This window comes from Paeniglutamicibacter sp. ORCA_105, assembly GCF_045798545.1.
GTDB classification, from domain to species: Bacteria; Actinomycetota; Actinomycetes; order Actinomycetales; family Micrococcaceae; genus Paeniglutamicibacter; species Paeniglutamicibacter sulfureus.
The window spans coordinates 99,312-122,119 of sequence record NZ_JBIXLM010000005.1; the positions used below are offsets into that span (position 1 = coordinate 99,312).

The window sequence follows — 22,808 nt, forward strand, 5'->3', positions numbered from 1 at the left end:
TCCTTTTCGGGGATGCTTAGCGAAAGACGACGGTGCGGGTGTTGTTCAGCAGGATGCGGTGCTGGCAATGCCAGGTGATGGCGCGGGCCAGGGCCTGGGCCTCGGCATCGCGCCCGATTCGCGCCAGTGCGTCGGCGTCCGGGACGTGGTCCACCCGGAACACCTCCTGTTCGATGATCGGGCCTTCGTCGAGGGACTCGGTGACGTAGTGCGCGGTGGCCCCCACCATTTTCACGCCGCGTTCATAGGCCTGGTGGTAGGGCTTGGCGCCCTTGAACCCGGGCAGGAACGAGTGGTGGATGTTGATGGCCCGTCCGTGCAGTGCCCGGGTCAGCTCGTTGGAGAGCACCTGCATGTAGCGGGCCAGCACCACGACGTCGGCCCGGTGGTCGGCGATGACCTCCTGGAGCCGCGCCTCTGCGGCGGGCTTGGTCGCGGCGGTGACCGGGATGTGGATGAACGGCAGCCCGGCGGCCTCGGCCATGGGGCGCAGGTCCTCGTGGTTGGAGACGACGCCGACCAGTTCGGCGCCGAGGGTTCCGGTGCGCCAGCGGTAGATCAGGTCGTTGAGGCAGTGCCCGAACTTCGAGACCATGACCAGCACCCGCTGGGCGCGCCCGTCGTGGAAGGCGAAGTCCATGCCGAACTCACCCGCCAGCCGTCCGAACGCGGTTTCCAGTTCCTCGGCGGTGTCATCCGGGTTCCCGCCGGCGAGTGCCGTGCGCAGGAAGAGCCGGCCGCCGACGTGGTCGTCGAATTGCTGGTGCTCGGCGATGTCGAACCCGCGGTCGTCGAGGAACCCTGTCACTGCCCGCACGATGCCGGGCTTGTCGGGGCAGGAAAGGGTCAGGACGAAGCGGATGCTGCGCGGGTGCGTGGCATCCCGGGTCACTGCCGTCTCGTGGATCATGGTGCTCACGTTTGCTCCCTTGGCTCGTTGAAAGGTGGTTTGGTTGTGGCTGGATATTGGTGTGTGGATTGCGGACGTTCTCATGCGCCGTCGGCGCCGCGGCCGGGGCAGCGGTCTTCGGCGTCGCAGGCCTCGGTGCAGTCGTGTTTGGTGACCAGTTCGAAGGGCACTCCGCCGTGTTCGTCCACGCCGCTGCGGATGGCCCGTTCGACCACCGAGTCGGCCAGTTTCCTGCGAAGTGCCAGCGGATCGCGGCGCAGGTCCTTGACCAGGGCGATGCACAAGATGAACATGACGGCGGCGAACGGCAGAGCGGAGACGATGGTGATGTTTTTCAGCCCGTTCAGCGCCTGCCCGGGATTCTCCCCGCCGGCCAGCAACATGATGGCGGCAACCGCCCCGGTGAGCACTCCCCAGAACACGATGACGCCCCTGGAGGGTTCCAGGCGCCCATTGGTGCTCAGCGAGCCCATCACGATCGAGGCGGAGTCTGCGCCGGTGACGAAGAAGATGCCGATCAACACCATGGCCAGGATGGCAATGGCCAAGGTGACCCCGGGGCTGGCGCCCAGGTGCTGGATCAAGTCGAACATGGCGCCCTCGAAGTCGATGGAGGGTTCCCCGTCGACCATGCTCACCATCGAATCCGACGCCCCGTTGGAAGCTTCGGACTTGAGCTGGACGTCGAAGGCGGCGCCGCCGAAGATCGAGAACCAGATAACGGAGACCAGCGACGGGACCAGCAGCACCCCGGTGACGAACTGGCGGATGGTGCGTCCGCGGCTGATCCGGGCAATGAACATGCCCACGAACGGCGCCCAGGACACCCACCAAGCCCAATAGAAGATGGTCCAGCTCGACATCCACGCCCGCACCGACTCGTCACCGGCGGACTCGGTGCGCGAGGCCATCGAGGGCAGGTCCCGGACGAAGTCGCCGATGGCCGAGGGGATCAGGTTGAGGATCAGCAGCGTGGGACCCAACACGAACACGAGCACCGCCAGCAACAGGGCCAGGACCATGTTGATGTTGGAGAGCCACTGGATGCCCCGGGAGATCCCCGAGACCGCGGAAAGCACGAAGCAGACGGTCAGTACCGTGATGACCCCAACCAGCACCGGCGAGGCGACCTTGCCGACCCAGCCGTTGAATTCGATGCCGCTGGCGATCTGCATGGCGCCGAGCCCCAGCGAGGCGGCGGTGCCGAAGAGCGTGGCGAAGATGGCCAGGATGTTCACGATCTTGCCGGCTGGCCCTTCGACCCGCGGGCCGAAGAGGGAAGTGAAGGCCGAAGAGATCAATTGCCGGCGACCCAGCCGGAATGTCGAGTAGGCCATTGCGATGCCGACCACCGCGAACATGGCCCAGGGGTGGATGCTCCAGTGGAAGATCGACGTGGCCATGGCCGTCTGGATGGCCTCGGGCGTACTCCCGTCAACCGTTCCCGGTGGCGGGGAAACGTAGTGGTAGAGCGGTTCGGCCACCCCGTAGAAAACGAGGCCGATTCCCATGCCGGCGCTGAACATCATCGAGATCCAGGAGACAGTGCGGAACTCCGGCTTTTCCCCGTCACGCCCCAGCGGGATGTTGCCGAACCGGCCCAGAGCCAGCCAGAGCACGAAGATCACGAAGAACGAGGCCAGCGAAACAAAAAACCAGCCGGTGTTCTCGGTGACCCAGGACAGTGCAGCGTTCGAGGCCGCCGAGAGCGAGGCGGTTTTGACCAGGCCCCAGATGACGAAGGCCAGCGCGAAGGCCCCGGCGACCCCAAAAGTGACCTTGTCCAGTCCCTCGGGCAGGCGCGGAATCATCCGTGTGGCCTTGCGCTCCGATTCGCCGTCCCTGAGCTCCTGCAGGATGGCGGTGTCAACTGGTGGTGCGGAACCCGCGACCGGATCCTCGACCACGTACTCCTCGGGCACGTCCGGTTCTTCGGACATGGTCTCGTCGGTGTTCACTGCCATGGGTGTTTTCCTTTGCCTGGTGAATGCGAACGTGTCTTTGGTCCGTGGACCGGGGCGGGTCACCCGCCGAGAGGACCGCTATCCGGCGGGGTTGCAGTCCTGGAAATCGGGGCATCGGAGTGACTTCGTCGCCCGTGGTGGAGCTTTGCAAGACCGTTGCGTTGTGGATGCGAGCCTGCAACTGGGTGGACAGGAGCCTCCTGCGTTCAGGTGTCGTGGCTGGCGAGTAGCCCACCGCCGTCGATAGGCATTGCGGCTTTCAGGGCCGGCGTGTCCAGATAAGGGGCGCCGCCCCGGGACAACCGATTCGATGGACAGGCTTCGTGCATCGCGCATCGACTTCCTTTCGGCGGTTTCGTTCGGTGGTTCGGCGGCGATTCAGTCTCGCTATGATCAACAGCCTTCGCCCTGTGCAACAACTGTGGCGCACGCCACAGAAGGATGTCAAGAGGTTTAGGCCTTTTCCCTTCCATCCCTCCCGGCTCTGGGGCCACCCTGCTTCGTGCCGCGCCGAAAGCGCCCCCTTGTCGTGGAACCTCGCCTAGGCGACGCATTTGCGTAACAGTAGGAGAGTTGCGCCCACAGATGCCTGATGTTTATTACGCAATTGGGAAACAGAGGTACCAGTACAAATCGAAGCGACTTCCCGAATGCGGCAGAGTCAGGGGTCAGCCAGCCGGGCGATGATCATCTGCGGCCATTCGCAGGACCACTGCGGTCGCATCTCCGCCGTACGGGAATCTCCGCCGGGCAAGATCACGGAGTCCAATTTCCCGGGTAAGGAAAGATCGGGAACCCTGGCGCCGCATGAGGGCAGGGCAGGGCGGCCGTCCCTCCAGGACGACATCATGACATCTTCCGGGATTCGCCCGGGAGACTTGGTGCGAGCGAGGACCCGGGCATCACAAACTACGGTTGATGACCTTGGTATCGGCCACGACGCGATGGCCAATGTGGAAGGTCCTCGTCGGTCATGCAGCCCGGCACGTCGTCAGCAGCGAACGGAGTGCGCCGACATCATCGACGGGCGAGCCTCAGCCGGCGGTGTAGCCAGCGGTGTAGCCAAGCGACGCGCTGACCTGCAGCCCTGCCTGTTTGAGTCCCTCCAGCAGACCGGGCTCCATTTCGGGGGCGAAGCGGAAGGCAGGGCCCGAGATGCTGATGGCCCCGACGACCACGCCAAGGTGGTTGCGCACTGGCGCCGCATAGGAATTGATGCCCATCTCGAACTCCTCGAGTGCCTGGGCGTAACCGTCCTTCACGACCTGGAGCAGTTCTTTTTCCAGAGCCGTCCGGGTCCGAATGGTTTTGGCGGTCCGCTGAGGAAGCTTGGTGGCTTTCAGGATCCGCCCCCGTTCATCGGAGCTGAGGGCCGCCAACAGGACCTTGCCGCTGGAGGTCGCATGCAGGGGGGTGAGGCTGCCGAGCCAGTCGTATGTCGCCAGGGTCGAAGGGCCCATGGCCTGGTCCACGTTCACCGCGTATTCCTCGCGCAGCACAGCAAGGTTGACGGTCTCTTTGTACTGCTCGGCCAGGGCCTCAAGGACCGGGCGGGCCAGGGCCACCAGTGAAAGCCGGCCTGGAATGGTGCTGGCCAGCTTCAGGATGCCGAATCCCAGCTCGTATTTTCCCCGGTTGGTATTCTGCTGCACCATGCCGCGGGCCAGAAGAGAGCCCAAGAGCCTGGAGGCCGTCGACTTGTGGATCTGCAGTTCTTCGGCAACTTCGCCGACCCCGGCGCTTCCGTCCCGGCCGAGGATTTCCAGGATGGCCAGGGCGCGGTCCACCGATTGGACGCCGCCGTGCACGGCATCGTCGTCGTCCATTTCCGGGCGGTGGGGTTCATCGACTGCCAAGGGCCTGCCGTCCTTTGCGTTCATCTTCATACTGGGTCGCTTTCGTCCAGCTTATGCGCTGGCCCCGGCAAGGTGCGTGCCATCGCCCCGGCGCCCAGCGACTAGGCGGGCTGGAGGCACCGGCGGCGAGCCAGCAAAGCCGGCTTGGCAAGCCGCTCAAATCACGCTTTCGTCCAATCCGTTACCAAATGGCCCCCTCGCCGCGTAGGGCCACCCCGCCTTCCATGCGAGGTGACCTCGCCGACACCAAACCGAGCAAATAGACCAGCCAAACCGCCCTTTATGACCTAGATCGGTCACGCATTGGCGTTCCGGTGCATCACAATGGCTAATATGGGTTTGGGCCAATTATTGCCGCGCCCTTTGAAGTCCCACCTGTTCCCGTCCCATGGAGTGTGCTGACGCATGAGCCTGATTGTCCAGAAATTCGGCGGATCTTCCGTTTCAGATGCCGAAGGCATCAAACGTGTTGCCCGTCGGATTATTGACACCAAGTCCGCCGGCCACGATGTCGTCGTGGTGGTTTCCGCCATGGGCGACACCACCGATGAACTGCTCGACCTCGCCGAACAACTGACCGAAGATGCCCCCGCCCGCGAGATGGACATGCTCCTGTCCGCAGGCGAACGCATCTCCATGGCCCTGCTGGCCATGGCCATCGACGGCCTAGGGGCCAAGGCGGCTTCCTTCACCGGCTCACAGGCCGGCATGATGACCGATGCCATCCACGGCAAGGCACGCATCATTGAGGTTTCGCCGCAGCGCGTGCGCCGCGCCATCGATCGCGGCTACGTCGCCATCGTCGCCGGGTTCCAGGGCATGAGCAAGGAATCCAACGACATCACAACCATGGGTCGCGGCGGTTCGGACACCACCGCGGTGGCGCTTGCCGCCGCACTGGGTGCCGATGTCTGTGAGATCTACACCGATGTCGATGGCATCTACACCGCCGATCCCCGCGTGGTTCCGGCGGCCCGCAAGATCGACACCATTTCCAGCGAGGAAATGCTGGAGATGGCCGCCTCCGGCGCCAAAATCCTTCACCTGCGTTGCGTTGAATATGCGCGTCGTTTCGGGGTTCCGCTTCACGTGCGGTCCTCGTTCAGCACCAATGAGGGAACCTGGGTTATGCCCAGCCCCGATGACCAGATCAAGATTCAAGAGGGAGAACCCTTGGAACAGCCCATCATTTCCGGTGTCGCCCACGACCGCTCCGAAGCCAAGGTCACGATTGTTGGCGTGCCCGACATCCCTGGCAAGGCCGCACAGATTTTCCGCGTCATTGCCGGCGCCCACGCCAACATCGACATGATCGTCCAGAACTTCTCGACTTCAGGGTCGGGCCGCACAGATATCTCCTTTACGCTTCCCATGGTCGATGGCAAGCAAGTCAAGGAGGCACTGCGATCCGCCCAGGGGGAAATCGGCTTCGAGGACATCTCCTACAACGAAAACGTTGGCAAGCTTTCGCTCATCGGTGCAGGCATGCGTTCGAACCCGGGCGTTTCCTTCACGTTCTTCGAGGCCCTGCACCAGGCAGGCGTGAACGTGGACATGATTTCCACCTCGGAAATCCGAATCTCCATCGTCACCGACGCCAACAAGCTCGATGCCGCAGTGCGAGCCATCCACGCGGCATTCGATCTGGATGCCGAGGACGAGGCAACCGTCTACGGCGGCACCGGCCGCTAAGGTAAATACTCCCTTTAACGCCACGCGGTCCGTGGCACCGGGGCACGCCAAGGGGCGCGCCTTCGGTGCTGCGGACCGTTTTTGGTGGTGGGCGTGGTGCGGCGGCGGAACCCTGCGGTATTCAGGCGGGGGTGCCGGGCAGGGCAGGTGCCGTGGAGGTGTATTGGGCCCCGGTGGGGGTGGTGATCAGGATGGTGTGCCGCCCGCCGGCGTCCAGCACTTGTTCTTCCCAGCCGTCCTGTTCCTTGGTCTGGTTGCAGGCGGCGCATCGACCGGCGCTGTTGGCTTCGCTGGTCGGTCCGCCGCGGCTGTGTTGGACCACGTGGTCGAAGTGCTTGATCGGTGCGTTGCAGTAGGGTGTGCGGCAGTACTGGTCGCGGATGCGGATCAGGTCCTTGAGCGCCTTGGGAAATTGGCGGGAGCGTGAGTCCATGCCCACCAGGGCCCCGGTGTCGGGGTGGGTGTAGAGCCGTTTCAGGGCCACCTGGGCGCGGCGGCGTTCCCGGTCCTGCGGTTCGCGTCCGCCGACCAGGTTCCTGGCCCAGGTGGAGGGGACAGTGCCGTAGCCTTCCAGGAACGCCGGTTCGCTGCCGCCCTGGAGCAAGGTCCGGTCGGACATCGCCAGGTACAGCATGAGCTGGGTGCCTTCGGCGGTTGACCTGCCGGTGATCCGGTCCACCGCGACGTCGACCATGATCTGGGCCCGTGTCCGGGTGTCCCCTGCCGCCTTGAGCCTGTCCACTTCGAGGGTGAGGGCTTGGCGGATCGCCAGCCCGTCCTCGACAGAGAGCATCCCGGCGACCTGCATCATCGCGTCCCGGGCCGGGGACACCGCGAGGTACCGGCAGGACTTGGCCTCTTCCAGGCGCGTCAGCGCGTCGGAGCTGTCGTATGCGTAGGCGAGCCGGCGGACCCGGTCAACGACGGCACGCACGCACAGGCCCTTGAGCCCTTCCGGATCGCGCAGCAGGGCGGCATCGATCTCGCCGCGCTGCGCCGAGGGCAGGTTCGCGGTTTCGCGGTCGATGGTCCGCGCCTGGGCCTCGCCGATCTTGCCGCGCACCAGGGCGATGAGGGTGAACGGCAGGTCCGAGACCAAACGGCCGGAGAAGCCCAGGAAGGCCCTGCCCTGTTCCGGGGATTCGCGGCGTGCCAGGGCGACTTGTGCCCCGACCCCGTAGGACGGGTTGTTTTCCCGCACGCCGGCCTCAGTGCGCCGAGCCACGACGTCGGCTTCCATCAGGGTTGCGGACATGACCTGGGCGCCGGCCGCGGCACCCTTGATCTCCTCGGCCAGGGCGATTTTTTCGTGATGTTCCTTGGCGGTGCCATCCGTGTCCAGGGCCGCCAACCCGTCGCGCACGTATCTCAGGAACGCAAGGTCATCTTCGTGGCATCGCCCCGGCACCGGCGGGAGACAGACGACGGGTGCGGGTGCCGGCGGAAAGTATTCGTCGGGAGGTTCGCCTCTGGAATCTCCATTGTGATATTCATCGAACATACCTCCATTCTACGCCCGAAAACCCTCGAAAAGAAGGGCAAAAAACAAAGGAAATTGCCATAAAAGGCCATGTCAAACGCACTTTATGGTTGTCCACAATCCTGCGCGGGGGTCTTGACAAAGGTCGTTGAATCGGAGGGTGCGATTCAAGAATTAAGGGTTTCCCGGCCGGCGCGGCGATAATGATTGGATGCTCTCCTCCTCGCTTGCCTGGCTGCCCGAAGAGCAGTGGCTGCCGTCCGCCGCCGCTCATCAGGTGCGCGCAAAGCGTTTTGGCGAGCCGTTCACCGAGCGCAGGATGAAGCGCCAGAAGCACCCGATCGAGGACTTCCTCTTCACCTATTACACACAGAAGCCTGGGCAGCTCTATCGCTGGCATCCGGGGCCCGGCGTGGTGCTTGCCGGGGAAAGCGCCAGGGAACGCGCAGACTGGAAGTTCTATCGCGAAGTCGTTGACAAGTCGACCGGCGAGCGCGGCTACACGGTGGATCTCGAGGCGTTTGCGCAAACCCGCACGGAGGCGATCCGGTTCGCCAACATCATCCTGGCCGGAACAGCCACCCGAGCGGCCAATTTCGCATGCTTCGGCCTGCACGAATGGGCCATGGCCTACAAATCGGCCGACAACGGGATCCGGCACGAATACCTGCCCCTGCGCCTGGGTTCGGCGGGAACCGATGCGGTGGTCGAGGAGCACAAGATCCGCTGCACCCACTTTGATGCGTTCAGGTTCTACACCCCCGAGGCTGTGCCGCTCAATGAATTGCAGCCAACCCGCGAAACCCAGCGGGACCTCGAGCAGCCCGGGTGCCTGCACGCCAACATGGACCTCTACAAGTGGGCGTACAAGCTGACCCCCGCGGTGCCAAGCGACCTGGTCATGGACTGCTTCGAACTGGCGTGGGACATCCGCACCATGGACATGCAGGCTTCCCCCTACGACCTGGCCGACTGGGGCCACCGGCCCATCGCCATCGAGACTCCCGCGGGCAAGGCCGAGTACGTACGCTTGCAGAAGGACTTTGCCGATCGGGCGCAGGTGCTGCGCGAACGCCTGCTGGCCGTTGCCCAATCACTGCCGTTGCCACAGACTTAGAGGTACCGGCCGCCACCGGCGGCCGACGCATGATTGGAGGGCAACTCCATGCGGCACAGTAACCATTCGCTTCTCCCCGCGCTGCTCCTTGGTGCCGTCGCGATGCTTTCCGGGTGCGCCGACGGCGGCGGAACCGGGGGGTCGCCGAGCGCGTCGGCTTCCAGCCAGGGGCAGGGCCAGGACACCGACCTGCAGATCTCGATCCGGGCCGACGGAAGCGCTGAAAGCGCGCATTTCCACCTATTGTGCGACGGGCCCGTCGCGGTGGAACGGAGCAACCACCCGCGGGCCGCTGCGGCCTGCGCGCTGGTGGATGCCCATCCGCAGCTGCTCACCGAGCCCGCGGCGGGCGCCACGCGGATGTGCACCCAGCAATACGGCGGTCCGGCCATAGCCCGGGTGACGGGCACGCGGGACGGGCAGTCGGTGGAGCGCACCTTTGACCTGCATGACGGCTGCGCGATTTCCGACTGGACCGCCGCCCTGGCGCTGCTGGTCGACCAACCTTCAGGGCAACTGCAATAGGGAGGGGACCTCAGCCCTGCACCAGGTAGCGGTGTTCGGGCCTGCCCCGGCTGCCATAGGCCAGCTCCAGGCGCAGCGATCCGGCCTGCACCAGGTTGGCCAGGTAGCGCTGGGCCGTGGCGCGGGAAATCCCCACGGCGGTGACCACCTGCATGACGGTGGCAGGTTCCCCCGCGGCGGCAACCGCGGCGAGCACCGCCTGCTCGGTGGGCGTCGCCACGGCCGTGCCAACTTCCTCACCGGCCAGCAGCGTGCGCTGTGCCCGGTCGATGGCCTGTTGGTCCAGCCCGGTTGCGGTGTCCAGTTGCCGGCGGTAGCGGGCGTAGGCACGCAGGCGCGAGGCAAGGACCTTCGGGTCGAATGGCTTGACCAGGTATCCCAGCGCGCCGCGCCGGATGGCGGTGCGCACCGCATCGACCTCGGTGGCAGCCGAGAGCACGAAGGCGTCCACGTCGAGGGTGGCCAGCAGGTCCAGGCCCGAGCCCTGGGGCAGGTAGACGTCAAGCAGCAGCAAATCCGGCTGCTGCTCGGCCACGGCGCGCGGCACCATGCGGGCATCGTGCACCGGCGCCAGGGCGCGGAAGCCCGGCACCGTATCGACGTAGCCGGCGTGTAGCGCCGCCACGCGGAAGTCGTCGTCGACGACCAGGACCTTGTAGTCGGTTGTCTCGGTCATGGTGCTTCGGTCCTTTCGGGAGATCCTGATTCTGTGGACAGCACCCCGGGCAGGCGTGCGGCGAAGACCGCTCCCGCCGCCGGGTGTGCGGTGTTTTCGGGTGCCGCAGGCTCCTGGTGGCCACCGGGATCCGCGATCCAGACCTCGCCGCCGCGGGTGCGGGCCAGGCGGCGCACCAGCGGCAGGCCGACGCCCTGCCCGCGCTCCGGGGAGCCCGGCAGCGCCCCGGTGCTGACCCCTTCGGCGAAGACGTCGAGCCCGGGTTCGACCCCGGTCCCGGAGTCGGCGACGGCCAGGTGCAGCGTGGAGCCCTCGGACAGCAGGTCGACCTCGACCCAGCGCGGGGCCGGGCCCTCGACCGCCGCACGCAGCGCGTTGTCGATCAGGTTTCCCAGCACCGCGGTGGCGTCCTGGGCGTCGATGAGGCTTCCGTAGAGTGCGCTGGCATCCCCCACGCGCAGCACCACGCCGCGCTCGTACGCCTGGACGCCCTTGGCCCCGAGGAAGGCCCGCAGGTAGGTGTCCTCGATGGCCTCGAGGTTCTGCACCGGCTCGCGCACCGGCCCCGATTCGATGACCTCGCCGAGGTAGTCGCGGGCCTCGTCCACGTCCCCGTGGTGCAGCAGCCCGGAGATGGTGTGCAGCCGGTTGGCGAATTCGTGGCGCTGGGCGCGCAGCGCCGAGGCCATGGTCTCCACCGCGTCCAGCCGCGAGCCCAGGGTCTCGATGGTGGTGACATCGCGCAGCAACACCACCTGGCCCAGGTCGGCGCCGTCGCGTCGCACCGGGTGGACGGTGGCAACCAGCGCTGCGTGCTCGGTTTCCAGGCGAAGCGTTGCACCGTCGCAGGTGGCGATGGCGGCAACCAACGGCGCGGGCAACTTCGCCTCGGTGTAGGGCAGCCCGATGATGTCGGCCGATTCGTGGCGGTGCGGCAGGCCCAGCATGATCCGCGCCGCCCTGTTGCGCACGCTCACCCGCCCGTCGGGGCCGATGCCGATGACGCCGTCGGCCACGCCGTAGAGCACTGCGTCGCGGTCCCGCAGCAGCTGCGCCATTTCGGCTGGTTCCAGTCCGAGGGTCTGGGCCTTGAGCCGGCGCACCAGCCAGCGCGTCGACGCCGCGGACAGCCCCAGGGCGCCAAGCCCCAGCCCGAACACCCAGGCACCGGCGGTGCGCAGCCGGGCCGCCAGTTCCTGGACCCCGACCCCGACGCTGACCTCCCCGACCACCGTGTCCGAAGTGGGGGCGAAGACCGGGACCTTCGCGCGCACCGATTCGCCCAGTGTGCCGTGCTCGCGGGACACCGATTCCTGGCCCGACAGCGCGACGGGATCGGTGGAGACCCTTTGGCCCAACAGGGATTCGGTGGGGTGCGCCAGGCGGATCCCGCGGTCCTCGGTGACCACCACGAAGAAGGCGCCGGTGCGCGTGCGCGCCGCCTCCGCCGCACGCTGCACGTACCCGGCGCGCAGGGCCGCGGCGTCGAGCGAGTCGTCGTCGTCGGCATGGCCCTTCACCTGTGTCCGGATCTCGGGGTCGGCGGCGAGCGTGCGGGCGATGGCCAGGGCGCGCTCCTGGGCCTGCTCGTTGACGCGTTCCACGGTCACCCACATGGCGCCGGCGGCAGCGGCGAGGATCATCAGTCCCACCACCGCAAATTGCAGGCCCATGATCCGGGCGGCGAAACCGCGGGAGGGCTTTGGCTCTTGGGGCATGAAACCAGTTTAGGACCTTCGTGGGCTTTATGAGCAAAAAAGGATTTAGGGGAAGAAGGGTGCTTTGTGGGCACAACCACACCGGCGTGATGCGCACCACGTAGCGTGTATATCCGCGGCGCATCGGGCGGCAAACGCTTCCGGCACCCACAAGCACCGACTCCCATCACTCGCGTAGAAATACGCATCGTCTTTAGAAGGAGACCCCCCATGCTGGTAGCACTCGGGTTCCTGATGGTGGCCACCTTCATGGCCCTCATCATGACCAAGCGCATGACCCCGTTGTTGGCGCTGATCATCGTGCCAACCGTCTTCGGCCTCTTTGCCGGCGCCGGCCTGGGGCTCGGCGACATGGTCATGGACGCCGTGAAGTCCATGTCCGGAACCGCCGCCCTGCTGATGTTCGCCATCATGTACTTCGGCATCATGATCGACGTGGGGCTCTTCGACAAGCTGGTCGACGGCATCCTGAAGCTGGTCGGCAACGACCCGGCCAAGGTCGTCATGGGCACCGCGCTGCTTACCGGCCTGATTTCCCTGGACGGCGACGGCTCCACCACCTTCATCGTTGTCACCGCGGCGCTGTTGCCGATCTACCTGCGCCTGGGCATGAGCCCGGTGGTGCTGACCTGTGTTGCAGGTTTGACCAACGGCACGCTGAACATCGTCCCGTGGGGCGGTCCGACCGCCCGCGCCGCGGCCGCCCTGCACGTGGACGCCTCGGACGTCTTCGTCCCGATGATCCCGGCACTGGCAGTCGGCCTGGTCGTCGTCTTCGCCTTCGCTTGGGCCATGGGCATCTCCGAACGCAAGCGCCTGCAGCGCGAAGACCCGCTGCGCTGGGGCCCGGGTTCGGTCATGACCGGCGGCACGTCCGGCACCGGCGACTCCGGAAACACCAAGACCCCTGAAGGCGGCCGCGGCGTCGCCCTGCTGGAAAAGGTTGCAGTGCGCGGCGACGGCACCGAAACCGCCACGATGAACGGCACGGTCCTGGACCCGACCCGCGAGACCCTGCGCCCGAAGCTGTTCTGGTTCAACCTCTCGATGACCGTGGCCATCTTCGTGCTGCTGATCCTGGACCTGATGCCGCTGTCCTACCTGTTCATGATCGGCACCGCCGTGGCCCTGCTGGTGAACTTCCCGAAGATCTCCGACCAGGCCAAGATGATTGCCTCACACGCCTCCTCGGTGATCGCCGTGGTCTCCATGGTGCTTGCCGCCGCGGTGCTCACCGGCGTGCTCTCGGGCACCGGCATGGTCGACGCGATGAGCGCCTGGCTGGTCGACGTGATCCCGACCTCGATGGGCCCGTACCTGGCGATCTTGACCGGCATCATCTCGATCCCCGCCACGTTCTTCATGAGCAACGACGCGTTCTACTTCGGCATCCTGCCAGTGCTCACCGAGGCGGGAGCCCACTACGGCATCCCCGCCGTGGACATGGCACGCGCCTCGATCACCGGCCAGCCGGTCCACATGCAGTCGCCGCTGGTTCCCGCGATCCTGCTGCTGGTCTCGATGGCCAAGGTCGACCTGGGCGACCACCACAAGAAGGTCCTCTGGCGCGCACTGGTCGTCTCCCTGGTGATGCTCGCCGTCGGCGTGCTCGTCGGCGCCATCGGCATCGGCTAGGAAGCGCCGCACGGCTACAAGGCAATAAACCGCCGGGGCGGGGGTCGGGAAACCGTCCCCCGCCCCCTTGCGTTCCGGCACACAGGTGTCGCTTAACATCGCCGAAACCGACGTGTGAAAAGCTTAGGGATACGCGAAAGAGTGAGGCGACACCCCCATGGAATTCCTGCTGCTGCTGGTCGGCTTGTTGTTCGGGACGGTGCTGGTGGTCGGGCTGGGCGAACGAATGCGCCTGCCCTACCCCATCCTGATGCTGCTCTTCTCCGCCGGGGCGGCGTTCCTGCCCTTCATCCCCGAGGTCCACATCAACCCGGAACTCATCCTTCCGCTCTTCCTGCCGCCGCTGCTCTATGCAGCTGCCCAGCGCAGTTCCTGGTCGATCTTCCGGCTGCGGTGGCGCTCGCTGGTGTTGCTGGCGGTGCTGCTGGTCCTCGCGACCACCGCCGCCGTGGCGGGTGTCGCCTGGCTCATGGTTTCGTCCATGGCCCTGCCGCTGGCCATCGCGCTGGGCGCCATCGTGGCACCGCCCGATCCCGTCGCGGTGGAAGCCATCGCCAGCAAGGTCAAGATGCGCCGCCGCCTCATCACGGTTCTGCAGACCGAGGGCCTGTTCAACGACGCCATGGCCATCGTGATCTTCCAGGCCGCCGTTGCCGCTGCCATGAGCGGAGGCGAGGTCGGCTGGAACGTCGTGCCGAAGTTCCTGATCGGCGCGGCCGGCGCCATCGTCCTGGGCCTGGCCATGGCCTGGCTGATCGGCACATTGAACCGCTTCGTCCCGAACCTGGTGGCCCGCTCGGCCGCGACGCTGGTGGCGCCCTACGCGGTGTACCTGCTGGCCGAGGAAGTCCACTTCTCCGGCGTCGTTGCGGTGGTGGTCACGGCCCTGGAACTGGGGCGCAGGGCACGCCCGCAGGACTCCGAGGAGCGCCTGACCCGCACCGCGTTCTGGGACGTGGTGGAGCTGCTGACCACCGGCGTCGCCTTCGGACTGGTGGGCATCGAGATGCGCTACATCATCCAGGACGAGGGCGCGAACCTCTTCACCTTCATTCCGGGCATCGCCGCGGTCTGCGCCGCCGTCGTGCTGGTGCGCTTCGGCTGGATGATGGCCATGTACAAGATCGGCGGGACCGAACGCAAGAACAGGACCCCCGGATCGCTCAAGGAAGTCCTGGTGCTCTCCTGGTGCGGGATGCGCGGGCTGGCCACACTGGCGCTGGCACTGGCCCTCCCCTCGGCCATGGCCGATGGACAACCGCTCGAGGGGCGCAACTTCGTGGTGGCAACGGCCTGCACGGTGCTGATCGTGACGCTTGTTTTGCCTGGCCTGACGCTACCGGCCCTGATGCGGGCACTCAAGCTTCCCCACGACCACGCCGTCGAAGAGCGGACCCAGCGTGCACTGGCCCGGCGGGCGGAGAAGGTCGCGCTGGAAACCATGAAGCGCTCGAAGGCCGCCGCGGCCCTTCCTCCCGAACGCCGCCAGTCCCTGGCCCGGCGCATGTCCTCGCTGCACACCATTCTCGAGGCCGACTTCGAGAAGGACCCGGAGAAGATGTTGCGCCTGAAGCAGATCCTCACCATCATGGACGATGTCCAGCGCGAGGCACTTGATGCCGCACGCGAGGAAATGCTCAAGGCCCGCAACGAGCCGGGCAACGATCCGGAGCTGGTGGACAGGGTGCTGCGACGCCTGGACCTGCGCACCGTCACGCTGGACCACTGACAGCTCACCGGTCCTCACTTCCAGAGGATCGGGTAGCAAGTGACGGCGCATGGTTGAGCGCAAGGTCGCTGAAGGCAGCGCCTCGCCCCGGCAGCCGGCTACCTTCCAGCCATCCAATCGTGGCTTCCGCTGAAATCGGCCTGGGCTCAATCTTCAGGGGCTTCACCGGAGGCCTTCGTAGCTCATGGCGGGGGCCAAGGCCGTTGGTTGCAGGAATCATGAGTACCCGGCTCCACGCGCGACCAATGAACGGATCGGTTCGAAGTGCCAAGGCCTCAAGCCGATCCGGGGAACAAGTCCCTGCCGGGAAAGGTAGACGAGGATGTCCTCGGCGGGGCGAGACATCGATGAGCAGCAACGATTCCAAGGCAAGGTCTTCGGTCGGGTCGATTTCCAGGCCGAAGGCCAGCGGATGCTGCGGTGAGACCTTGGGAACAAGCGCCCATACTCCGCCCAGAGAAAAGTGATGGTTGCCGGCGTCCATGAAGGCTAACCGCCGGCGGCCATCGCGACATTCCGGATATCAGGCCTCGCGCGTGGCATCGAGCAAGGCTTGGGCCCGCACTGCAATATCGGCATCGCGCACGGAGAGCACCGAGACCAGGTATTCGAGCCGGTGGATCCGCGCCGTGTAATCCGGGCCGAAGCGCTGGGCCAGCGGGCGGGCGGCGAGTTCTTCGGCCATGCGCCAGGCCACGGCCAGCGCACTTTCGAAGAGTCGTTGGTCGCCGGAGGCCGCCAGCGGGACCGACCCGCGACCGAACATGAACACCGCATTGAGCCGCGAATCGTCCAACCCTATGGTCAGCGCCTCAAGTTCCCGGCGCACGGTGCGCAACCTGGCGGAGCCCTTGCCGAAGCGGCCCAGGCGCATGGACATGCTGCCGCCGTAGCGAAGCACCTGGTAACCGATGACCAGGACAAGCCCATTGGTGGGGAGCAGTAACCAGAAGAGGGGATCCAGGTTGGAGTCCAGCTCCCGATGGTCGTTCAGCGGCAGAACCCTCGCCAGGCGATCCAGGGCGTCGGACACCGCCCACTCGGGTGACATATCGGGGGAGAAACTGTTGGTATTCCAGTCGAACCTGCCCAGCGCGGAGATTTCGCCGGTTGCGACCGCCGAGGTCAGCCACGCGGGCGTCGTGGTGGACCCATCATCAAAGAACCACACAGGCAGTACCACCTGTCCAGGGAGCAGTTCCCCGCTGCCGTCGTCAACTAGGTGGGGGTATTGGGCCTTGATCGTCCACATGGATTCCAACAACAGCTTGGGGTCGAAGCGGGTATGCGCGAAAGGGTCGGAGGGGTCGTAAATCTTCGCTCGGACCTCGGGGTCCAAGGTGAGCTGCAGCTCATCCTCAGCGTCCCGGGCAACCACCGTCACCTCGAGGTTTTCGGTGAAATCGACCGGGAGGCCGTGGCGGATTTCTTCCACGTCGAACTTGCTGTCGTCGGGCTCAAAGCGCAATGCCTGCAATGGCAGGTTTCCGGTCGGCACGGCTTCGGCAACGTCTTCGATAGTGATGATGACCATCGAGCTTTGCATGGCCGAGGCCAGCACCAGGGCGATTCCGGCGAGCACCTTGGTGCCCCGGCGGATGCCCGTGCGGAGTGAGGGATGCAACGGGGTCTTGCGGCGTGTCGGTTCCGCTGCGTCATCGAATTCGGGGAGCCTGCCGAACGCTTCACGGGCCATGGCGTTCACCTCGTCCACCGCATTCAGGGACAGCCGCGAACCCTGGGAGGTCAAGCCAAGGCTCGTACGCAACACGCTCAGGTCTTCGGCCGGCCTCGGGGCCGCCGAAGGGCTTCGCCGAAGCATGCGGCGCAACCTCCGCGGGCGGCCCAACTTCCGGGAGAGCGCATGCGCCTGGCGCCGGAGTGCACGCTCCGCTTGGTCCCAGGCGCGCACGGCATGTTCGGACCCGCCCATCTTGCCGGTGCTTGCCTCAAGCAGGGCGTCCAATGCGGATTCAAGGTCGGTGACGGCCCGCGGATCGATCGCGCCGGCGGGGGCGGCGCGCAGGCGCGCCAACAGTTCCCTGGTGGCGAATGCCAGCGGCGCGGTCATCCGCTGGAAGGTGTTTTCGCCGCCGCGGAAGCGTCCAATGACGGCCCCTGCACCCATCACGGCGTCGGCCGATGCGGCCAATCGCGACACCAAGGATTCGAACTTTTCGAGCTTCCCGGCGGTCTGCGGTGTCATGCCGCTGCCGCGCGCATGCACCGCTGCGACGACCTTTTCCTCGGTGCGCGCCAAGTCCAGCGATGCATCGCGCACCTTGGTCCAAGCGGCAGTGAACCCCCGGGGGCGTTGCTCCGGGTCGATGGCGAGGTAGGTGACTTCGAGGGCTTCGAGCTCCAGGACCACGCCTGCAAGTTGGCGCTGCGCGGCGGTGAGCCGGCGGAAGCGGGCCCCCCACCGGGAACGGCGGCGTTGTGCCTTGGAGAGGGCGAACGCCGTCAGCGCCAGGCCCAGCGCGGTGGCCATGATCCAGGGCCAGGGCGAAGGCGGAGACCCGTGGTCGAGCTGCAGGGATGCTTCTTGTGCCGCGGCGATGACCGCCAGTGGCCCGTGGCCGATTCCGACATTGGCCTGGTATGCATCGTGGATATCCTGGCCGACGGCAAGGTTTTGGGCCGGATCGTCGAAGAAGGGGCGGATTGCCACCTTGTCGCGGGCTTGGGCTCGCCTGATCGAGCCGTCGTAGTTATCGATCTTTGCGGCTTTCGGGAGCTTGGTGCTAAGCAGGATATCGGTGCCCGGGGCGAGGTTTCCCTGCTGTTCCTCGAGGCTCAGCGTCCGGTCGGTGACCGTGAGGGTGAGCGGTTGCCAGGAAGCGACGGGTCGGTCCAGTGCGGCTTCGACCGTTTCCCGGGAGATGTTCCACGGCTGCTGGCCCTCAATGACGATCCGAACCTCGGAATCCGGTTGGGTGGCGATGTTCACGAGCCCGGTGGTTCCGAAAACCACGGTGGCAGCCCCGAGAAGGATTGATATCCAAGGGAGGCCGAAATTCGGTTTGTTGCCGGAACGGGCGGGCGGTGTGGCTTTGCGACTCATGGACTCAATCAGGCGTATGCGGGCGTAAACCAGCCAATTCTAACGAAAATTGAATAAATGTCAGGCCGCGGAATACCTGGCCCTACGCTTTTGGAAAACATCAGAACCAGACGAGCCAACCGCGAAACCCGGGAGCGTAAACAACCTTGTGCTGGCGGGAGTCAATATTGCAGAACGAGCCCACCTGCCTGGATAAGCTAAACGCCGCGGGGTCGGTTCCGCGAGGTGGCCCGGTGCGGCTGCGACCGGGCGGTGGTGAATGGCGGAATCGATCATGGTGGCTTCCATGGGTGGATCAGTCTTGGAGGACCGAACCACTCAACAGGAGCCACTCCTTTCTGCCCTGGGGACGAACCGACTTGACTTCAGGCTCGGAATCTCAGCCGAACGGCATTGGGCCCAGCCGCCGTTGCCGGCGGTTATTCCTCGCCGTCGAGGTAGTACCAGCGCCCGTCCTCGCGCACGAAATTGCTGACCTCGTGCTGGGAACGCGACTGGTTCAGCAGGCGGAAGTGCGCCTCGAACTCGACGATGCCGCGGGTGTCGAACGGCCCTCCTGCCTCGGTGCGGATGATGTCCAGGTCGCCCCAGACGATCGCTTCGTCCAGCACCAGCTCCGCCGGACGCGTGTCCGGGTGCCAGGTTGCCAGCAGGAATTCCGGAAGACCCAGGGCGAAGGCGCTGAAGCGCGACCGCATCAGCGACACCGCGGTTCCGGGCCAGGCGGGGGCGTTCGAATCTTCGTACCCCCGGTGATATCGGCCACAGCAGGATTCGTAGGTTTCCCCGGAATTGCAGGGGCAACGCGCATCTTTTTCCATTGAACCAGCTTAAGGGCAGTCGGATCGACGGAATTACGGCGGCCAGTCTGCGGTCCGGGGCCCCTGCAACCCGACACAAAACCAGAGGAACGACCCCGTGCCGGTAGACTGGGCAGGCAAGCTCGCGGAGCGCCCCCACCCTTGGCGTGAGACGGCACGTCCGCGGGCGATTAACCACCCCTCGCGCACAGGAGAACCCGGATGCCCCGGATCGTTGTTGATGTTATGCCCAAGCCCGAAATCCTTGACCCGCAGGGCAAGGCCATCGTCGGCGCACTTCCCCGCCTTGGCTTTACCGCTTTCAGCCAGGTTCGCCAGGGCAAGCGCTTCGAACTGACCGTGGACGGCGAGGTCACCGAGGAAATCCTCGAGCAGGCCCGCAACGCCGCCGAGAAGCTGCTCTCGAACCCGGTCATCGAAGACGTTGTCAACGTCGAGGTAGTCGCAGACTAATGAGCGCAACCGAACTTCCCCTGATCGGCGACTATTCGACGCCCGTCGCAGCGCTGTCCGGCGCCCGCATCGGCGTCGTCACCTTCCCGGGCACCCTCGATGACCGCGATGCTGCCCGCGCAGTGCGACTGGCCGGCGCCGAGGCAGTGTCCCTGTGGCACGCCGATGCCGAGCTGCAGGACGTCGACGCCGTGGTCATTCCCGGCGGATTCTCCTACGGCGACTACCTGCGCGCCGGCGCGATCTCCCGTTTCGCACCGATGATGGGCAAGATCATCGACGCCGCGAACTCGGATGCCAAGCTGCCGGTCCTTGGCATTTGCAACGGCTTCCAGATCCTGACCGAATCGCATCTGTTGCCGGGCTCCATGATCAAGAACGATCATTTGAAGTTCCTGTGCCGCGACCAGGTCCTGCGCGTGGAAAACAACAACACCGCCTGGTCCAACCAGTACGCGCAGGGTGAGGAAATCACCATCGTGCTCAAGAACCAGGACGGCCAGTACGTGGCCGACGAAAAGACCCTCGACGCCCTTGAGGCCGAGGGCCGCGTGGCCTTCAGCTACGTGGGCTGGAACCCCAACGGTTCGCGCCGCAACATCGCGGGCATCACCAATGCCGCGGGCAACGTCGTGGGCCTCATGCCCCACCCGGAGCACGCGGTGGAGGCCGGATTCGGCCCCGACCACACCGGAACCGACGGGCTGGGTTTCTTCACCTCCGTCCTGACCCACCTTGTTGGAGGCCAGAAGTGAGCGCCGCAGAGCAGACCACCGAGCAGAAGAAGTTCAACATGGACACCGTGGCCAACGCCGCGGCCACCCCGGAGACCGAACTGCCCTGGGCCGAGCTCGGCCTGAAGCAAAACGAGTTCGACGAGGTCGTCAAGGTCCTGGGCCGCCGCCCCACCGCCGCGGAACTGGCCATGTACTCGGTCATGTGGTCCGAGCACTGCTCCTACAAGTCCTCCAAGAACCACCTGCGCCAGTTCGGCGACAAGGTCAGCGAGGAAATGAAGAAGGACATGCTCGTGGGCATCGGCGAAAACGCCGGTGTGACCAACCTGGGCGACGGCTGGGCCGTGACCTTCAAGATCGAGTCGCACAACTCCCCCACCATGATCGAGCCGTACCAGGGTGCCGCAACCGGCATCGGCGGCATCGTGCGTGACATCATCTCCATGGGCGCCCGCCCGGTCGCCGTGATGGACCCGTTGCGCTTCGGCGCGATCGACCACCCGGACACCGCACGCGTGATCCACGGTGCCGTTGCCGGCATCGGCGGCTACGGCAACTCGCTTGGCCTGCCGAACATCGGCGGCGAAATGGTCTTCGACTCCGTCTACCAGGGCAACCCGCTGGTCAACGCGCTGGCAGTTGGCGTCATGCGCCACGAGGACATCCGCCTGGCCAACGCGTCGGGCAAGGGCAACAAGGTCGTGCTCTTCGGTGCACGCACCGGCGGCGACGGCATCGGCGGCGCCTCGATCCTTTCCTCGGAGTCCTTCGACGACACCAAGCCCTCCAAGCGCCCAGCGGTCCAGGTCGGCGACCCGTTCGCCGAAAAGGTGCTCATCGAGTGCTGCCTGGAACTGTTCAAGGGGTCCCTAGTCGAGGGCATCCAGGACCTCGGCGCCGCGGGCATCTCCTGCGCCACCTCGGAACTGGCCTCCAACGGTGACGGCGGCATGGAGGTCGAACTGACCAGTGTCTTGCTGCGCGATCCGTCGCTGACCCCGGGCGAGATCCTGATGTCCGAGTCCCAGGAACGCATGATGGCGGTGGTCTCCCCGGAGAACATCGAGGCCTTCGAAGCGACCATGGACAAGTGGGCAGTGGAATACTCCTGGCTCGGCGAGGTCACCGACACCGGCCGCCTGGTCATCAAGTGGGACGGCGAGGTCATCGTCGACGTCGACCCGCGCACCGTTGCACACGACGGCCCGCTCTACGACCGCCCCTACGCCCGCCCAGAATGGCAGGATGCGCTGCAGGCCGACACCTTCAAGTCCTCGGAAGCCGGCGCGAACCTGCCGGCCACCGGGGATGAGCTGAAGGCAGCACTGGTCGAGCTGATGGCTTCGCCGAACATGTGCGACAAGTCCTGGATCACCAACCAGTACGACCGCTACGTCGGCGGCAACACCGCACTGGCTTCCCCGGACGACGCCGGCGTGATCCGCGTGGATGAGAAGACCGGGCTGGGCGTGGCCCTGGCCACCGACGCCAACGGCCGCTACACCTTCCTGGACCCGTACCACGGCGCGCAGCTGGCCCTGGCCGAGTCCTACCGCAACGTCGCCACCTCCGGCGCCGTGCCGATGGCCGTCTCCGACTGCCTGAACTTCGGTTCCCCCGAAGACCCGGATGTCATGTGGCAGCTGGCCGAGGCCATCCGCGGCCTCTCGGATGCCTGCCTGGAGCTCGGCGTCCCGGTCACCGGCGGCAACGTCTCGCTGTACAACCAGACCGGGTCCACCCCGATCCACCCGACCCCGGTCGTGGCGATGCTGGGCAAGTTCGACGACGTCGAGCGCCGCACCCCCTCGGGCTGGCGCGCGGATGCCGACGGCCAGGCCATCTACCTGCTGGGCACCACGCTCGACGAGCTGGACGGCTCGGAGTTCGCAAACATCCGCGAGCACCTCGGCGGCCTGCCGCCGAAGGTCGACCTGGCAGCGGAGAAGACCCTGGGCGCGATCCTGATCAACGCCTCGCGCGACGGCATGATCGACTCGGCCCACGACCTCTCCGAGGGCGGCCTCGGCGCGGCCCTGGGCGAGATGGCCCTGCGCTACGGCGTTGGTGCCCGCGTGGCACTTGATGACCTGTGCGAGCGCGACGGCGTCGACGCCTTCACCGCGCTGTTCTCCGAGTCGCAGGCCCGCGCCATCGTCGCAGTTCCGCGCTCCGAAGAGGTCCGCTTCAACGACATGGCCACCGCACGCCAGTTCCCGGTGGTTCGCCTCGGCGTGGTTGACGCCGCGAGCACCTCGCTGGAGGTCCAGGGCCAGTTCGACCTGGATCTGGCCGAGCTGCGCGAGGCCCACGAGGCCACGCTGCCGAAATACTTCGGCTAGGCACTTCTAAAGTTGCGGGGGGGGGGGGGGTTTTTTCCCCCCCCCCCCCCGCTGTCGTTTATGCCCCATCCTTGCGCTTGGGACCAGCG

At 66.0% G+C, this 22,808-nt stretch carries 16 protein-coding genes and 1 pseudogene; 8 read left to right on the forward strand and 9 right to left on the reverse strand.

Features of this window, described 5'->3' with window-relative positions:
• Positions 1-16 precede the first annotated feature (16 nt).
• The 3 genes from purU to ACIPUB_RS03995 form a co-directional block, all read right to left on the reverse strand.
• A complete protein-coding gene (purU, locus tag ACIPUB_RS03985; RefSeq protein WP_407606222.1) occupies positions 17-910 on the reverse strand; it encodes a formyltetrahydrofolate deformylase in 894 nt (297 codons plus the stop codon).
• 80 nt (positions 911-990) lie between these two features.
• Positions 991-2,874: a BCCT family transporter gene (locus tag ACIPUB_RS03990; RefSeq protein ID WP_407606180.1), complete on the reverse strand. Its 1,884-nt coding sequence runs from the start codon at positions 2,872-2,874 to the stop codon at positions 991-993.
• Positions 2,875-3,908: 1,034 nt separating this feature from the next.
• The gene (locus tag ACIPUB_RS03995) at positions 3,909-4,700 is read right to left on the reverse strand and encodes an IclR family transcriptional regulator (protein WP_407606223.1); all 792 of its coding nucleotides are present in this window, start codon (positions 4,698-4,700) and stop codon (positions 3,909-3,911) included.
• 435 nt (positions 4,701-5,135) lie between these two features.
• Here ACIPUB_RS03995 and ACIPUB_RS04000 point away from each other — a divergent pair, with 435 nt between their 5' ends.
• Positions 5,136-6,422: an aspartate kinase gene (locus ACIPUB_RS04000; RefSeq protein ID WP_407606181.1), complete on the forward strand. Its 1,287-nt coding sequence runs from the start codon at positions 5,136-5,138 to the stop codon at positions 6,420-6,422.
• Between the two features lie 121 nt (positions 6,423-6,543).
• On the opposite strand, the gene ACIPUB_RS04005 is transcribed toward ACIPUB_RS04000, so the two are convergent.
• Positions 6,544-7,785 carry an HNH endonuclease gene (locus tag ACIPUB_RS04005; RefSeq protein WP_407606182.1) on the reverse strand — a complete coding sequence of 414 codons (1,242 nt, stop codon included), beginning with the start codon at positions 7,783-7,785 and terminating at the stop codon, positions 6,544-6,546.
• Between the two features lie 328 nt (positions 7,786-8,113).
• Here ACIPUB_RS04005 and ACIPUB_RS04010 point away from each other — a divergent pair, with 328 nt between their 5' ends.
• On the forward strand, positions 8,114-9,019 hold the full coding sequence (locus ACIPUB_RS04010; RefSeq protein ID WP_407606183.1) for a 3-methyladenine DNA glycosylase: 906 nt from the start codon (positions 8,114-8,116) through the stop codon (positions 9,017-9,019).
• A gap of 48 nt (positions 9,020-9,067) precedes the next feature.
• Positions 9,068-9,544, forward strand: coding sequence for a hypothetical protein (locus tag ACIPUB_RS04015; RefSeq protein WP_407606184.1), 477 nt, complete (start codon positions 9,068-9,070; stop codon positions 9,542-9,544).
• 10 nt (positions 9,545-9,554) lie between these two features.
• On the opposite strand, the gene ACIPUB_RS04020 is transcribed toward ACIPUB_RS04015, so the two are convergent.
• Complete coding sequence (locus ACIPUB_RS04020; protein WP_407606185.1) at positions 9,555-10,220, reverse strand: response regulator; 666 nt, start codon at positions 10,218-10,220, stop codon at positions 9,555-9,557.
• On the reverse strand, positions 10,217-11,938 hold the full coding sequence (locus ACIPUB_RS04025; protein WP_407606186.1) for an ATP-binding protein: 1,722 nt from the start codon (positions 11,936-11,938) through the stop codon (positions 10,217-10,219). Before ACIPUB_RS04025 ends, ACIPUB_RS04020 begins: the two co-directional genes overlap by 4 nt.
• A 210-nt stretch (positions 11,939-12,148) precedes the next feature.
• On the opposite strand from ACIPUB_RS04025, the gene ACIPUB_RS04030 reads away from it, so the two are divergent.
• Entirely contained in the window at positions 12,149-13,573 is a 1,425-nt protein-coding gene (locus ACIPUB_RS04030; protein ID WP_407606187.1) for a CitMHS family transporter, read from the forward strand.
• 157 nt (positions 13,574-13,730) lie between these two features.
• The gene (locus ACIPUB_RS04035) at positions 13,731-15,302 is read left to right on the forward strand and encodes a Na+/H+ antiporter (protein WP_407606188.1); all 1,572 of its coding nucleotides are present in this window, start codon (positions 13,731-13,733) and stop codon (positions 15,300-15,302) included.
• Positions 15,303-15,825: 523 nt separating this feature from the next.
• Here ACIPUB_RS04035 and ACIPUB_RS04040 read toward each other — a convergent pair.
• The 3 genes and pseudogenes from ACIPUB_RS04040 to ACIPUB_RS04050 all read right to left on the reverse strand — a co-directional run.
• Positions 15,826-18,276, reverse strand: a complete 2,451-nt coding sequence (locus ACIPUB_RS04040) for a hypothetical protein (RefSeq protein ID WP_407606189.1) — start codon at positions 18,274-18,276, stop codon at positions 15,826-15,828.
• A 509-nt stretch (positions 18,277-18,785) separates the two neighbouring features.
• The gene (locus tag ACIPUB_RS04045; protein WP_407606224.1) at positions 18,786-19,073 is read right to left on the reverse strand and encodes a YchJ family protein; all 288 of its coding nucleotides are present in this window, start codon (positions 19,071-19,073) and stop codon (positions 18,786-18,788) included.
• A 51-nt stretch (positions 19,074-19,124) separates the two neighbouring features.
• Positions 19,125-19,187 (reverse strand): annotated as a pseudogene (locus ACIPUB_RS04050) (SEC-C metal-binding domain-containing protein); the annotation flags it as partial.
• A 201-nt stretch (positions 19,188-19,388) separates the two neighbouring features.
• On the opposite strand from ACIPUB_RS04050, the gene purS reads away from it, so the two are divergent.
• Genes purS through purL form a run of 3 tightly spaced genes read left to right on the forward strand, consistent with a single transcriptional unit; the run spans position 19,389 to position 22,719 of the window.
• A complete protein-coding gene (gene purS, locus ACIPUB_RS04055) occupies positions 19,389-19,640 on the forward strand; it encodes a phosphoribosylformylglycinamidine synthase subunit PurS (protein ID WP_264269852.1) in 252 nt (83 codons plus the stop codon).
• Positions 19,640-20,395, forward strand: coding sequence for a phosphoribosylformylglycinamidine synthase subunit PurQ (gene purQ / locus ACIPUB_RS04060; RefSeq protein WP_264269851.1), 756 nt, complete (start codon positions 19,640-19,642; stop codon positions 20,393-20,395). The genes purS and purQ overlap by 1 nt, the downstream gene beginning before the upstream one ends.
• Before the next feature lie 38 nt (positions 20,396-20,433).
• On the forward strand, positions 20,434-22,719 hold the full coding sequence (purL, locus tag ACIPUB_RS04065; protein WP_407606225.1) for a phosphoribosylformylglycinamidine synthase subunit PurL: 2,286 nt from the start codon (positions 20,434-20,436) through the stop codon (positions 22,717-22,719).
• Positions 22,720-22,808: the final 89 nt, after the last annotated feature.